Annotated in this window: 12 protein-coding genes, 2 tRNA genes and 1 pseudogene; 6 read left to right on the forward strand and 9 right to left on the reverse strand. The window is 65.2% G+C overall.

The genetic code is table 11. The features are described 5' to 3' along the window. Positions 1-32: 32 nt before the first annotated feature. The 3 genes from rapZ to JHD63_RS12320 are packed head-to-tail and all read right to left on the reverse strand — an operon-like array spanning position 33 to position 3533. On the reverse strand, positions 33-953 hold the full coding sequence (gene rapZ / locus JHD63_RS12310) for an RNase adapter RapZ (RefSeq protein ID WP_198971038.1): 921 nt from the start codon (positions 951-953) through the stop codon (positions 33-35). Then, complete coding sequence (gene recN, locus JHD63_RS12315; protein ID WP_198971039.1) at positions 944-2635, reverse strand: DNA repair protein RecN; 1692 nt, start codon at positions 2633-2635, stop codon at positions 944-946. Before recN ends, rapZ begins: the two co-directional genes overlap by 10 nt. Positions 2636-2639: 4 nt before the next feature. Next, complete coding sequence (locus tag JHD63_RS12320; RefSeq protein WP_198971040.1) at positions 2640-3533, reverse strand: NAD kinase; 894 nt, start codon at positions 3531-3533, stop codon at positions 2640-2642. A gap of 28 nt (positions 3534-3561) precedes the next feature. On the opposite strand from JHD63_RS12320, the gene hrcA reads away from it, so the two are divergent. After that, a complete protein-coding gene (gene hrcA / locus JHD63_RS12325) occupies positions 3562-4563 on the forward strand; it encodes a heat-inducible transcriptional repressor HrcA (RefSeq protein WP_198971041.1) in 1002 nt (333 codons plus the stop codon). Between the two features lie 33 nt (positions 4564-4596). On the opposite strand, the gene JHD63_RS12330 is transcribed toward hrcA, so the two are convergent. Continuing rightward, positions 4597-4675, reverse strand: a tRNA-Ile gene (locus JHD63_RS12330). A 173-nt stretch (positions 4676-4848) separates the two neighbouring features. Here JHD63_RS12330 and JHD63_RS12335 point away from each other — a divergent pair. Both JHD63_RS12335 and greB read left to right on the forward strand, forming a co-directional pair. Beyond that, a tRNA-Arg gene (locus JHD63_RS12335) sits at positions 4849-4925 on the forward strand. Positions 4926-4993: 68 nt separating this feature from the next. Continuing rightward, positions 4994-5539: a transcription elongation factor GreB gene (gene greB, locus JHD63_RS12340; protein WP_198971042.1), complete on the forward strand. Its 546-nt coding sequence runs from the start codon at positions 4994-4996 to the stop codon at positions 5537-5539. On the opposite strand, the gene JHD63_RS12345 is transcribed toward greB, so the two are convergent. The 4 genes from JHD63_RS12345 to JHD63_RS12360 form a co-directional block, all read right to left on the reverse strand. Beyond that, on the reverse strand, positions 5536-7812 hold the full coding sequence (locus tag JHD63_RS12345) for a RelA/SpoT family protein (protein ID WP_198971043.1): 2277 nt from the start codon (positions 7810-7812) through the stop codon (positions 5536-5538). The genes greB and JHD63_RS12345 overlap by 4 nt on opposite strands. Before the next feature lie 134 nt (positions 7813-7946). After that, entirely contained in the window at positions 7947-8147 is a 201-nt protein-coding gene (rpoZ, locus tag JHD63_RS12350; RefSeq protein ID WP_198971044.1) for a DNA-directed RNA polymerase subunit omega, read from the reverse strand. 17 nt (positions 8148-8164) lie between these two features. Beyond that, positions 8165-8785: a guanylate kinase gene (gmk, locus tag JHD63_RS12355; protein ID WP_198971048.1), complete on the reverse strand. Its 621-nt coding sequence runs from the start codon at positions 8783-8785 to the stop codon at positions 8165-8167. 122 nt (positions 8786-8907) lie between these two features. Next, complete coding sequence (locus tag JHD63_RS12360; RefSeq protein ID WP_198971049.1) at positions 8908-9837, reverse strand: LysR family transcriptional regulator; 930 nt, start codon at positions 9835-9837, stop codon at positions 8908-8910. A 137-nt stretch (positions 9838-9974) separates the two neighbouring features. Here JHD63_RS12360 and JHD63_RS12365 point away from each other — a divergent pair, with 137 nt between their 5' ends. Continuing rightward, positions 9975-10871, forward strand: coding sequence for a transporter substrate-binding domain-containing protein (locus tag JHD63_RS12365; protein WP_198971045.1), 897 nt, complete (start codon positions 9975-9977; stop codon positions 10869-10871). A gap of 3 nt (positions 10872-10874) precedes the next feature. Then, on the forward strand, positions 10875-12167 hold the full coding sequence (locus tag JHD63_RS12370; RefSeq protein WP_198971046.1) for an aminotransferase class V-fold PLP-dependent enzyme: 1293 nt from the start codon (positions 10875-10877) through the stop codon (positions 12165-12167). An 82-nt stretch (positions 12168-12249) separates the two neighbouring features. Here JHD63_RS12370 and JHD63_RS12375 read toward each other — a convergent pair whose 3' ends face one another. Further along, positions 12250-13179 carry a LysR family transcriptional regulator gene (locus JHD63_RS12375; protein ID WP_198971047.1) on the reverse strand — a complete coding sequence of 310 codons (930 nt, stop codon included), beginning with the start codon at positions 13177-13179 and terminating at the stop codon, positions 12250-12252. A 150-nt stretch (positions 13180-13329) separates the two neighbouring features. Between JHD63_RS12375 and rbcL the strand changes: the two are divergent. Beyond that, positions 13330-13490, forward strand: a pseudogene (gene rbcL, locus JHD63_RS12380) (ribulose-bisphosphate carboxylase large subunit); the annotation flags it as partial.

Genomic DNA, 13490 nt, shown 5'->3' on the forward strand with positions numbered 1-13490 from the left:
CGCTGCGTAGCTCTGCTCTTGACACAGTAAGACTAGGAGTTGACGACCGCAGATTGCGCGTCGAGTTCCCGGTGCCGGGTGAGTGTCACCCATTTGCGCGAGAAGGCCGCTGCCAGTTGCTCCGTCAGGTACACCGAGCGGTGCTGCCCGCCGGTGCAGCCGATGCCGACGGTGACGTAGCTGCGGCGGTCCCGGGCGAGGGTGTCGAGCCAGCCCGACAGAAAGCGGCTGATGTCTTCGAACATGCGCGTGACCTCCTCCTGCGCACGCAGGAAGTCGGCCACCGGCGCATCCCGGCCGGTCAGGGGGCGCAGTGCCGGCTCGTAGTGGGGATTGGGGAGCATGCGTACGTCGAACACGAAGTCGGCGTCCACGGGGACGCCGCGCTTGAACGCGAACGACTGGAAGACCAGCAGCAGCGGTGTGGACGGCGCCGATATCACTGCCTTCACGTACGCCTGCAACTGGGCTGCGCGCATGATGCTGGAATCGATCACGTGCGCCTGCTCGCGCAGCTCGGAGAGCAATTCACGTTCGAGCTCGATCGCCTGCACCAGCGCGCGTTCCTGGTCGGCCGCCACCGTCCGGGTGAGCGGGTGGCTGCGCCGGGTTTCCGAATAGCGGCGCACCAGTGTGTCGGTGCTGGCGTCGAGGAACAGCATTTGCAGGCACACGCCCTGGGCGCGCAGCACGGCCAGTTGCTGCGGCAGCAAGGGCAGCGAGGCGGCACTGCGCACGTCCATGGCAATGCCGACACGGCTGGTACCGTTGCGCTGCTCCAGGGCGACGAACGGCAGCAACAGCTCGGGTGGAAGGTTGTCCACGCAGTAGTAGCCCGCATCCTCCAGCGCATGCAGCGCCACCGACTTGCCTGAGCCCGACATGCCGGTGATGAGCGCAATCTCCAGCGCTCTCGCCTCGCCCGTTGGCGCGGGGGGGGCGCCTACGCGCATGGAGCAGTACCTCCTTGGGCGCCGTCGCGGGGAGCCGCGCCGGCGAGCATTTCCCGTGCATGGGCCAGGCTCGTGGGCGAGTGCCTGTCGCCGCCCAGCATGCGGGAGATCTCGCTCACCCTGGCGTCGCCTGTCACCGGCGACACGGAGCTCGTGGTGACGCCATCCTCCCCGCTCTGCTTGGCGACCAGCAGGTGGTGATCGGCGCGCGCCGCCACTTGGGGCAGGTGCGTGACCGCCAGCACCTGGCGGTCGCGGCCCAGCTGCTGCATCAGGCGGCCTACCGTCTCGGCCACGGCGCCGCCGACACCGGCATCGACCTCGTCGAAGATCAGGGTCTGGGCGGTGCCCAGAGCACTGGTGGTGACCGCGATCGCCAGCGCGATGCGGGACAGTTCGCCGCCAGACGCCACCTTGGCGACGGGGCGGGGCGTGCTCCCCGCATGGCCGGCGACCAGGAAAATCGCGTCCTCCAGGCCGTGCTGGGCCGGTGCCTCGCTCTTCTGCAACTGCACCTCGAAGCGGCCGCCTTGCATTCCCAGCCCCTGCATGGCGGCGGTGATGGCGCGCGCCAGCCGGGGGGCGGCCTTGGCGCGGGCCCGAGACACGGCCGCCGCCTCGGACTGGTAGGCACGCAGAGCCTGCTGCTCCCGCGATTCCAGCTTGACCAGGTCGGTGGAAGCTTCAAGGCGGGCCAGTTCCTCGCGCCAGCCGGCCAGCAGTGCCGGCAGTTCCTCGGGCGTGCGGCGGTAGCGGCGCGCCAGGGAGACCCAGAGCCCCATGCGCTCGTCGAGCGAGGCAAGCCCGTCTGGATCCGGATCGGTCTTGCGCAGGTACGCGTGCAGGGAATGAGCGGCGTCTTCCGCCTGGGCCAGGCTGGAGGCCAGGACTTCAGCCAGCGCGGCGAACTCGGGCTCCAGGTGCTGCTGGTCCTGCAACAGCGATTGCGCGCGGGCCAGGCCCACCGTCGCGCCCATGTCATCTTCCTCGAGCGCGGCCAGCGCCCCCTGTGCGCCGTCTATCAAGGCCTGTGCATGCGAGAGGCGGGTATGGCGAGTGTTGAGTTCATCCCATTCGTCCGGCCGTGGCGCGAGCTTGTCCAGCTCCCCGATCTGCCAGAGCAGGCGTTCGCGTTCCCTTTCAAGGGAGTCTTGCGCGCTGCGAGCCTGCTCCAGATCCTGTCGGGCGTCGCGCCAGGCCTGCCATGCTGAGGCCAGCGGCCGGGTGTCCAGGCCGGCATAAGCGTCCAGCAGGCCGCGCACGGCCTCGGGACGGGTGAGGCTTTGCCATGCGTGCTGGCCGTGGATGTCCAGCAGGTGGTCGCCGACCTCGCGCAACTGCGTGGCAGTAGCTGCGCTGCCATTGATCCAGGCGCGGCTCTTGCCCTGGACATCGATGGTGCGCCTCAGCAAAAGCGTGTCGGCGATCTCGAAGCCGGCCCGCTCCAGCCAGGGAACGAGCGCCTGCACTTCATCGAACTCCACGCTGATTTCGGCACGCCCGGTCTTTTCACGTACCACCGAGGCGTCGGCCCGGCTGCCCAGTGCCAATTGCAGGGCGTCGATCAGGATGGACTTTCCGGCTCCGGTTTCACCGGTCAAGGCACTGAAGCCGCTGCCAAAGTCCAGTTCCAGCTTGCGCACGATGACGAAATCGCGCAGCACGATGCGTTTCAGCGCCACGGTATCAGGACCCTCCTTCGTTCCAGTGAAGCTTCTGGCGCAGGGTATCGAAATAGCTCCAGCCCAGCGGATGCAGGAAGCGCACGCCATGCCGGGAGCGCCGCACCACGACCCTGTCGCCGTGCAGCAGCGAGGCCAGGGACTGCATGTCGAAGTTTGCGCTGGCGTCGCGGCCCGCTACCAGTTCGATGCAAACCTCTGCCGAATCCGCCAGCACGATCGGGCGGTTGGACAGCGTGTGCGGCGCTATGGGCACCAGCACCCACCCCGGCACGGACGGATGGAGCATGGGGCCGCCGGCAGACAGGGCATAGGCGGTCGAACCGGTGGGTGACGCGATGATGAGGCCATCGGCGCGCTGGCTGGCGACGAAGCGTCCGTCGATCTCCACCCTCAGTTCGACCATGCCGGAGGTGGCGCCGCGGTTGACCACCACATCGTTCATGGCCAGCGTGTCGAATACGCAGCCGCCATCGCGCATCACCTGGACATGCATCAGACTGCGCAGATCCTGCTCATACGCGCCGGCCAGCATGGGCTCCAGCGTGGCGGCATAGTTGTCCAGCCGTATGTCGGTGATGAACCCGAGCCGGCCCTGGTTGATGCCGACCAGCGGGATGTCATGGCAGGCCAACTGCCTTGCGATGCCCAGCATGGTGCCGTCGCCACCCACCACCAGAGCCAGATCGCAACACGTGCCGATCTCGGCAGTGCTCAGGGCGGGGTAGGGCAACCCGCTGCCGTTGGCGGTGTCCTGCTCCAGGGAAACGTCGCAGCCGTGGCGTTCCAGGAAGGCGGCAATGTCCGCCAGCGCCTCCCTGGCCGCATCGGCGGTGTCACCCGAAAGCGGCAAATGGTATTTGCCAACCAGGGCGACATGGCGAAAGCGGGGTTCCATTCACAAATTACATCACTAAAATCATGACATGCTCGATGACCGCGCCAAGTTGCTGCTCAAAGCGCTGGTGGAGCGCTATATCGCCGACGGCCAGCCGGTGGGATCGCGCACCCTCTCGCGGGCAGCGGGGCTGGAGCTCTCCCCGGCGACCATCCGCAACGTCATGGCGGATCTCGAGGATCTGGGGCTGATCGCCAGCCCTCATACCTCCGCAGGCCGCATTCCGACGGCGCGGGGCTACCGCCTGTTCGTCGACACCATGCTGACGGCAGAGCGGGCAGAACTGCCTGCGCCGCATCTCGCTGCGGACCAGCCGCAAAAGGTGATCGCCAATGCCGCGCAGATGCTGTCGAGCCTGTCGCAGTTCGTGGGAGTGGTCATGGCGCCGCGGCGCACGTCCGTGTTCCGCCACATCGAATTCCTGCGGCTGTCCGAGCGCCGGGTGCTGGTCATCATCGTATCGCCCGAGGGCGACGTGCAGAACCGCGTCATCTTCACCGAGACCGACTATGCCCAGTCGCAGCTCGTCGAGGCGGCCAACATCCTCAATGCACACTATGCCGGCCTGGCGATCGAGCAGGTGCGTGAGCGGCTCAAGCACGAGGTGGAAGCACTGCAGAGCGAAATCGCGGCGTTGATGCAGGCCGCGGTCAATGCCAGTTCGGAGGCGTTGACGCTATCGCAGGACGACGTCGTCATTTCAGGCGAACGCAATCTGCTGGCGATCACCGACTTTTCCAGCGACATGGGCCAATTGCGCCGAGCCTTCGAACTGTTCGAGCAGAAGACTCAGTTGATGCGGTTGCTCGACATATCCAGCCAGGCGGCGGGAGTACGCATCTACATTGGCGGAGAAAGCCAGATCGTGCCGGTGGAAGAACTGTCGGTGGTCAGCGCGCCTTACACCGTTGATGGGCAGATCGTCGGGACCCTGGGCGTCATCGGCCCGACCCGCATGCCCTATGACCGCATGATCCAGATCGTGGACATCACATCCAAATTGGTGAGCAACGCGCTGAGCTACAAGTAGCAGCGCGGGTCCGCCGGCGTTCCGAGGATGGGCTGGTAGGGGCTCCGTGAGTCGAACACGGCACCAACGGATTATGAGTCCGCTGCTCTAACCAAGCATGAGCTAAGCCCCCGCCCGGAACGATTGTACGGTTGCCGGGCCGGCGTTTCGGGAGGCGGGGCCATCATGCATGCGGCGGCTCAAGGGTTTCGCCGCTCTGCATCGTTCGCACCCGGCCCAACATCCATCGGAAAAATTGTGCGCGGTCGGGAAAGCCAGAAATGTTGGGCTATAATACGAAGCTTAGCGGCTGTAGCTCAGCTGGATAGAGTACTTGGCTACGAACCAAGGGGTCGTGGGTTCGATTCCTGCCAGCCGCACCATACGGATAGCCCCGGAACTGCAAGGTTCCGGGGCTTTTTCCTTTGTGTCGTACATGATGGAGTGCTGTATGAGCAAGGCCTTCACCAAACAAACGGATGACGAGGACAACGAGGGCGATGTCCCCGAACAGTCCTTGTTGGCCGGGCGCAAGAACTACATCACGCCCGCGGGCTATGCGCGTCTGCGCGCCGAGCTTCTCGACCTCATGAATAGCGAGCGCCCAAAGGTGGTCGAGGCAGTGCATTGGGCCGCCCGCAACGGGGACCGGTCCGAGAATGGCGACTACCTCTATGGCAAGAAGCGCTTGCGCGAGATTGATCGGCGCATGCGTTTCCTGACCAAGCGTCTGGAGATCGCGGAGGTGGTCGACCCTCGCATGCATGCGGGCAAGGACCAGATCTTCTTCGGTGCGACGGTAGTCTACGAGGACGAGGGCCAAGAGCGCCGCGTGACCATCCTGGGTATCGACGAAACCGACGGCGCGCAGCAGGTGAGCTGGATCTCGCCGATCGCCCAGGCGCTACTGAAGGCCCGTGAGGGCGATGTCGTCCGTCTGGTCACCCCCGCCGGCGCGCGGGATATCGAGGTGCTGTCGGTGACCTATCCGAGTTAGCCCGCCGCCGGCTTGATGCGCCGTGTGCGCAGTACCGATGGCGTACGGTTGAGGTTGCGCAGGGCGTTTTCCAGGTGCGTGCTGTCGCGCACCTCGATGACGAAGCGCAGGTCGGTGGTGTCGAGCGCCGCCTCCTCGCCCATGTCCACATGCGTGATGTCTACCTCCGCACGCGCCAGTTCTGCCGAGACGCGTGCGAGCACGCTCTTGCGATTGGTGACGGTGACGACGATGCCGGTTTCGAAAGGGCGCACCGGATCGTCTGCCCAGGCCACGGTGATGAAGCGCTCGCTGTCCTTGTGCAGCAGCCGATTGGCGACGGCGCAGTCCGCGGTATGCACGGTCAGACCCTCGCCACGACCCAGGTAGCCCACGATCGGATCGCCTGGCACGGGGCGGCAGCATTTAGCGTACTGAACGGATGCGTTCTCGCTGCCATCCAGCGTCACGGCGCCCTGGGACAAGGCCTCGTGCGAGGTGTAGCGTTCCCGTGTGAGCAGCAGCGCATTCGGCCGGGCGCCGCCTTCTGTCAGCAGAATCATCAGACGCTTGGCCACGATGCTCGCGATGCGCTTGCCCAGTCCGATGTCGGTCAGCAACTCCGCCCGATCGCGATTGCCGGTGAAGCGCAGCAGCTTGTCCCAGATCGGCTGATGCTCGGCGTCAGGCTCGGGCAGGCGCTCGATGCCTTCGGCCCGGAGCGCCTGCGTCAGCAGTTTTTCGCCGAGCGACTGGGACTCGGTCAGCTCCAGGGTCTTCAGGTAGTGCCGTATCTTCGAACGCGCGCGCCCCGTGCGCACGAAGCCCAGCCATGCCGGATTCGGCGTGGACACCGGTGCCGTGACGACTTCGATCACATCGCCGTTCTTCAGTTCGGTGCGCAGAGGGACCTGCTCGCCGTTGATCTTGGCCGCGACCGTGCGGTCGCCGACATTGGTGTGGATCGCATAGGCAAAGTCCACCACCGTCGCGCCGCGCGGCAGGGCCATGATCTGGCTCTTGGGCGTGAAGACATAGACCGCGTCGGGGAACAGGTCCACCTTGACATGGTCCCAGAACTCTGCAGCGTCGCGCGTTTCCTGTTGGATGTCGAGCAGCGATTGCAGCCATTGCGTGCCGTGGCGTTCAGCCGTTTCGCTCGGGTCATCCGCCTTGTAGAGCCAGTGCGCCGCCACCCCTGCTTCCGCAACGATGTGCATCTCCTCGGTGCGCATCTGGAACTCGATGTTGATGCCCGAGGGGCCGACCAGCGTGGTGTGCAGTGACTGGTAGCCATTGAGCTTGGCAATCGCGATGTGGTCCTTGAACTTGCCCGGCACCGGCTTGTACATCTGGTGCAGCAGGCCCAGGGCCGTGTAGCAGTCCGTCACACCCGGCACGATGATGCGGAAGCCGTAGATGTCGGTCACCTGGGCGAAGCTCAGGTTCTTGTCTTCCATCTTGCGGTAGATGGAGTAGAGCGTCTTCTCTCGTCCGGCAATGCGCATGCGCATGCCGGCGGCGGTGAAGGCGGCGTCGACGTCGGCTTGCACCTTGCGCAGCAGGTCGCGCCGGCGGTTGCGCGCCTTGGTCACCGCCTTGGAGAGAATCGCGTGCCGCCACGGGTGCAGGTAGCGGAAGGACAGTTCCTGGAGTTCCCGGTAGGTCTGGTTCAGCCCCAGGCGATGGGCGATGGGAGCATAGATATCCAGCGTTTCCGAGGCGATGCGCTGCCATTTCTCTCGCGGCATGTCGCCCATGGTGCGCATGTTGTGGGTGCGGTCGGCGAGCTTGACCAGGATCACTCGCACGTCGCGCGCCATCGCCAGCAGCATCTTGCGGAAGGACTCCGCCTGGTTTTCTTCGCGCGTGTTGAACTGCAGCTTGTCCAGCTTGGTCAGGCCATCCACCAGTTCCGCCACCGGAGCGCCGAAACGCTCGATAAGTTCCGCCTTGGTGACGCCGCAGTCCTCTATCGCATCGTGGAGCAGGGCTGCCATGAGCGCCTGCGCATCGAGCTTCCAGGTCGCGCACTGGGCGGCAACGGCAATCGGATGGGTGATATAGGGTTCGCCGCTGTTGCGCAGCTGACCCAGGTGCGCCTCATCGGCGAAGCGGTAGGCCTGGCGCACCTGTTCCACGCCGGCAGGGCCCAGGTAATCGAGGCTCGCCGTCAGTGCTGCGAAGCTGGCCGCCGCCGCGTTTGCCGCGGCAACGCTCGACGCCCCCGGTTGAGGGGCGTCGGAAGAGAAGTGGGGACTGGCGGGGGAAGAGGTTGGCAGCACCGCTGTCATGCCTCAAATGTAGCGTGCAAGAAAAAGCCCTATGCAATTGGAAAAACGGTCGTGTATCGCATGGGCGGCCTCTGGGCCAAAAAAAAGCACCGCATTGCGGTGCTCTTCTGTGCGAAACGCAACACGGGAGGCGGTCAGGGGACCTTTTTCAGCATCTCGATGCCGACCTTGCCTTCCGCGATCTCGCGCAGAGCGGTCACGCCAGGCTTGTTCTTGCTTTCGATCCTGGGGGCATGTCCCTGGCTCAGCATGCGCGCACGGTAGGTGGCGGCAAGCACCAACTGGAACCGGTTGGGAATCTGCTGCAGGCAGTCTTCAACGGTGATACGGGCCATGGAAACCTCCGGGGGAACTAGGGGATATTGAGCGACTTGAAGGTGTCGGCGCGGGCGCGGCGCTGGGCCGCGAACTTCAGGCGCTGGGCATGGACCACGGCTTTGAGGTCGAAAAGCGCACGCTCGAACAACTCATTGATTATAACGTAGTCGAATTTTCGGGCTTCGGCCATCTCGGTGGCGGCATTTTTGAGGCGCAGTTCGATCACATCGGGAGAATCCTCGCCGCGCCGCTCCAGCCGGGCGCGCAGTTCTTCCCAACTGGGCGGCAGGATGAAGATCAGCACGGCATTGGTGAAAGTCTGCTTGATCTGCACGGCGCCCTGGAAATCGATCTCCAGGACGACGTCGGCGCCCATGGCCATGCGCTCTTCGATGGCCTTCTTGGAGGTTCCATAGCGCTCGCCATGGACATGGGCCCACTCGACGAACGCCTCACCTGCCACCATGGCGTCGAACTCCTGGCGCGAAGCGAAGTAATACTCACGCCCGTGCTTTTCCTGGCCGCGCGGGGCGCGTGTGGTGTGCGAGACGGAGAGTTGCACCTGGGAGTCGAGTTCCATCAGGGCCTTGACCAGGCTTGACTTGCCTGCACCGCTGGGGGCTGCGACGACGAAAAGGTTTCCGGGGTAATCCATGCGAGACGGTGAGGCGGTAAAGGAATTCCCGGCGAGCGGGATCATTCGATATTTTGCACATGAAACACAGGCGCCGTTCCAAGCCGTTGATTTTCATGGAGATTCACTTGGCAGCGTCCTGATCAGTGCGCAACCGCTTGGCGTTCCTCCGGTGTCTGTGCCTGGAGCACTCGCGAGAAGTCGCAGGACTCCTGCGCCAGCCGCACGATCGAAGAGGTAAGGGCGCTGCGGTGCTCGCCCTTGTGCATCGCCACGTAGTGCACCAGCGGCAGCGCGGGCGTCACGTCGATCACCGCGAGCATGCCGGCCGCCACCAGCGGCTCCAGGCACTGGCGCGGCAGGTAGCTCACGCCCAGGCCCGACACGGTGAGCCCGGTCAGCGCCACCAGGTTGCTCACCACGATCACGTCGGCCGGCTGCACGCCCTGCTCCTTCATCCAGGTGTCGTAGGCGCGGCCGGTGCCAGAGCTGTCGCCCTGCACCAGCATGCGGTGCCGTGCCAGTTCGTGCAGCCGCATGGTGCCGGCGGCGGTCACCACGCCGGGCTTGCACATCCACATGCTCCTGACCTTGCCGATGACCTTGTGCGGCATGCGCGCGTCGGCAAAGGTCTCGGGCACGATGACCAGGTCGAGCTCATCGGCCCGCAGCTTGTCGCGCAGCTTCAGGCTGTCGTCCACGTCGGGCTCCAGAATGACCTTGGGGTAGCGCTGGCGGATCAGCCCCACCAGCCGCGGCAGCCAGGTCATGGCCGTGAGCTCGGTCACGCCGATGCGGATGCGCCGCTCCACCACGCCGGGCCTGGCGAACTGTTCGATCGCCGCGTCGCGCTGCGCCAGCAGCTTCTGCGCGAGCACGTACATCTCCTCGCCCTTCTCGGTGAGCCGCGCGGTGCGCTGGCTGCGGTCGAACAGCTCGGTATCGAACAAAAGCTCCAGCTCGTGCACCCGCTTGGAAATGGCCGACTGCGAGGCATGCAGCTGGTTGGCGGCCTGGGCAAAGCCGCCCAGCCGGGCGATCCAGTAGAGGGCTTCGAGTTGCTTGAAGGTCATCATGTAGCGCGGCTCCCGGACATGGGCGGATGAAACGCTTTTATTCATGCGATTCGATCACAAAAAATCGCTTTTAGATATTCAATAGGCAGCCGAAGATCTCCCCAGCCAACGTCATCGCTCTTCAAGGAACCACCATGGACTTCAGGAAACTGCCCCTCGCGCTCGGCCTTACCCTCGCTTTCGCCTGCGGCGCCGCCAGCGCCCAGGACGGCGGCACGCTGCAGAAGATCAAGGACAGCGGCACCATCCAGATCGGCGCGCGCGACAGCCAGATCCCGTTCTCGTACAAGCTCAGCGCCGACAGCGCGCCCATCGGCTTCACCAACGACATCTGCCTGAAGATCGTCGACGCAGTGAAGGCCAAGCTGGGCCTGGCCAAGATCGAGGTGCGCTACACCATGCTCAACTCGACCAACCGCATTCCGCTGCTGCAGAACGGCACCGTCGACCTCGACTGCGCGACCACCACCAACACCACGCAGCGCCAGGCGCAGGTCGACTTCGCGCCCAGCCACTTCGTGACCAACATCACCGCCGCGGTGCGCAAGAACTCCGGCATCAACTCGTTTGCCGACCTCAACGGCAAGAACGTGGCCACCGTCTCGGGCAGCACCTCGATCCAACTGCTGCGCGGCGCGCGCAAGAGCGGCACCATCGAAGTGAACGAGATCGCCGGCAAGGACACCTCCGACGGCTTCCTGCTGCTGTCCACCGGCCGCGCCGACGCCTATGTGCTCGACGACGTGCAGCTCGCCGGCATGATCGCCAGCGCGCCCAACCCGGGCGAGTACAAGATCCTAAAGGAGTCGCTACGCCAGGAACCCTACGGGATCATGCTGCGCAAGAACGACCCTCAGTTCAAGGCGCTGGTGGACGAGACCGTCGCCGGCCTCATGAAGTCTGGCGCCATGGAGCAGCTCTATGCCAAGTGGTTCACCTCGCCGATTCCGCCCAAGGGCGCGAACCTCAACTTCCCGATGACGGACGCGGTGCGCGAGGTTTACCAGAACCCCAACAGCAAGGGCGTCTGAGTGATGTCATCCCCGTCTTCGTATCCCAAGGGCCTGGCCTTTTCCGACGCGTTGATGCGCGAGGTGCGTCAGCGCTTCCTCGGCATCGAGCGCGACCACCACGGCCGCGAACGCCTGTACTTCGACAATGCGGGCGGCTCGTTCCGCCTCAAGGCGGCGGTCGAGCGCTTCGCCCAGGTCGATGCCATTCCCGACAATGCCGAGCGCATCCACGCCGCCGCCGTGGAACTGCAGCACATCCAGGCCCGTGGCAGCGACGACCTGCGCACCATCCTCAATGCGCGCGGCGGCAGTGTGTACGCATCGCTCACGGCCTCGGGCGCCATGTTCGACATGGTGCGCGCCATTGCCGAAAACGTGCCGGGCACGAACATGGTCACCACCGTGCTCGAACACCCTTCGGCCTTCGACGCCATGAGCCTCTACGCCGAGCGCCTGGGCCGCGAACTGCGCGTGGCCAGGAGCAACCCCGCCACCGGCGGCGTCGACGTGGACGAGATCGTGCGGCTGGTCGACCAGGGCACCTGTCTGCTCAACGTGATCTACGCGTCGAACATCTCGGGCGCCAAGCTCGACATGGAGGCGATCGTGCGCCGCGCGCGCGCGATCAATCCCGAGCTCTACATCCTGGTCGACGCGGTGCAGCACGCACCGCACGGCCTCATCGACCTGCAGAAGACGCCGGTGGACGGCATCAACCTCGCGCCCTACAAGTTCTTCGGCTGCCGCGGATCCGGGTTTGCATGGCTCTCCGAGCGCGCAGCGGTGCTGCCGCACCACAAGCTGGCCGCCAAGAAGTCCGACTACTGGGACCTCGGCAGCTCGGCGCCTTGGCAGTTCGCGGTGCTCACCGAGATCGTCGATTACGTGTGCTGGCTCGGCGGACATTTCACGGGTGCGGCGGATCGGCGTGCGCTGTTCGCGGCGGGCATCACGCATATCGAACTGCACGAGCGCGCGCTGCTGTCGGTGCTGCTCGACGGTACGGCGCAGGTGCCGGGCCTGCGCGCGATGGATGGCGTGAACGTGTTCCTCGACCACGACGATCTGACGCGGCGCGACCTGATCCTAGGCATCGGCTTCGACCGCATCGACTGCACCCAGGCCGTGGTGGAATATGCGAAGCGCGGCGTCACGGTCTACGAGCGCGTGGCAACCAGCCTCTACTCTAGGCGCATGCTCGCATCATTTGGCCTCGCGGGCACCGTGCGCGTGTCGCCGCTGCATTGCAATTCGGTGGCGGACATGGAGCAGTTCCTGCGCATCACGCGGGAGATCGCCAGCGAGCACCGCTGACCCGCCCGGCTCGTGGGCGTGCCGGTGGGCCCGCAGCAAGCGCACGCTCGGCCCGGGGCGGGCTGCTGTTCATGCGCTGCGGCTACAACTGCACGTGCCGGCCGTAGTGCTCGGCCAGGAAGCTCTCCCCGCGTTCCAGCACGAAGTAGCGGAAGGCTTCCGCCGCAGGGGAGAGCAGCTTCGACAGGGTATGCACCACGTTCCAGGCGCGCACCACCGGCGCGCCTTCCACGTCGAGCAGCGCGATCAACCGGTTGTCCAGCTCCTGGCCCAGCGTATGCAGTGACAGGAAGCTCAGGCCCATGCCGGCCATCACGGCCTGCTTGATGGTCTCGTTGCTGGCCATTTCCATCGCCACCTGCGGCGTGAAGTGGGCAGCGGCGAAGAACTTTTCCATCGCCGCGCGGGTGCCCGAACCGGGCTCGCGCAGGATGAAACCGTAGGGCTGCAGCGACGACACGCCGATGCGGCCCGCGCGCAGCAGCGGGTGGTCGACCGGGGCCACGAACACGTGCGGATGCGCGGCCAGGGGTTCGGCGCGCGTGGCCAGCTCGCGCGGCGGGCGGCCCATGATGGCGATGTCCACCTCGTTGCCGTGCAGCATGCGTATCAGACCCTCGCGGTTGCCCACGGCCAGCTTCACCTCCACGCCAGGGTGCTCCTGGCGGAACTCGGCCAGCAGACGCGGCAGGAAGTACTTGGCCGTGCTCACCATGCCGATGTTCAGCGTGCCCACTTCCACCCGCTTGAAGCGGGCCGCGGCATCTTCCGCGTCCTTCTGCACCGACAGGATCTTGCGCGCGTAGACCAGCATGTATTCGCCCACCGTGGTCAGCGCCACCTGGCGCCCGCGGCGTTCGAACAGGGGCAGTCCGACGTCGGCCTCCAGTTGCTTGACCTGCATCGTCACCGCCGGCGGCGTGAGGTGCAAGGCCTGCGCCGCCCGGCTGAAGCTCAGGTGCTTGGCGACCTCGGTGAACACGCGCAACTGGCGGAAGGTGGCATTTTTCACGGCAAAAGGCAGATCATGTCAATTAAGTAAAAACTGAACTTAAATCAAATAATAAGTGAATTTACTTAATTTGTTTCGAAAAATACAGTCATCCATCGGCCGCCCCTCCGCCTCCATTCCGTACACCATTCCACCTCGTCAGGAGCCCCCGTGAGCGCTATCAGCCAGATCACCGACACCCAGCAGCGCTACGCGGCCGGAGTGCTCAAATACGCGCAAATGGGCTACTGGGTGCCGGAGTACGAGCCCAAGGCGACGGACGTGCTGGCGCTGTTTCGCATCACGCCGCAAGAGGGCGTGGACCCGATCGA

The organism is Xylophilus sp. ASV27, from assembly GCF_016428875.1.
Classification (GTDB): domain Bacteria; phylum Pseudomonadota; class Gammaproteobacteria; order Burkholderiales; family Burkholderiaceae_C; genus Xylophilus.

Excerpts from the sequence above, each read along its gene's own strand:
- rapZ (WP_198971038.1), bottom strand. The coding sequence starts at position 953 with ATGCGCGTAGGCGCCCCCCCCGCGCCAACGGGCGAGGCGAGAGCGCTG.
- JHD63_RS12320 (WP_198971040.1), bottom strand. The coding sequence starts at position 3,533 with ATGGAACCCCGCTTTCGCCATGTCGCCCTGGTTGGCAAATACCATTTG.
- hrcA (WP_198971041.1), top strand. The coding sequence starts at position 3,562 with ATGCTCGATGACCGCGCCAAGTTGCTGCTCAAAGCGCTGGTGGAGCGC.
- greB (WP_198971042.1), top strand. The coding sequence starts at position 4,994 with ATGAGCAAGGCCTTCACCAAACAAACGGATGACGAGGACAACGAGGGC.
- JHD63_RS12345 (WP_198971043.1), bottom strand. The coding sequence starts at position 7,812 with ATGACAGCGGTGCTGCCAACCTCTTCCCCCGCCAGTCCCCACTTCTCT.
- rpoZ (WP_198971044.1), bottom strand. The coding sequence starts at position 8,147 with ATGGCCCGTATCACCGTTGAAGACTGCCTGCAGCAGATTCCCAACCGG.
- gmk (WP_198971048.1), bottom strand. The coding sequence starts at position 8,785 with ATGGATTACCCCGGAAACCTTTTCGTCGTCGCAGCCCCCAGCGGTGCA.
- JHD63_RS12360 (WP_198971049.1), bottom strand. The coding sequence starts at position 9,837 with ATGACCTTCAAGCAACTCGAAGCCCTCTACTGGATCGCCCGGCTGGGC.
- JHD63_RS12365 (WP_198971045.1), top strand. The coding sequence starts at position 9,975 with ATGGACTTCAGGAAACTGCCCCTCGCGCTCGGCCTTACCCTCGCTTTC.
- JHD63_RS12370 (WP_198971046.1), top strand. The coding sequence starts at position 10,875 with ATGTCATCCCCGTCTTCGTATCCCAAGGGCCTGGCCTTTTCCGACGCG.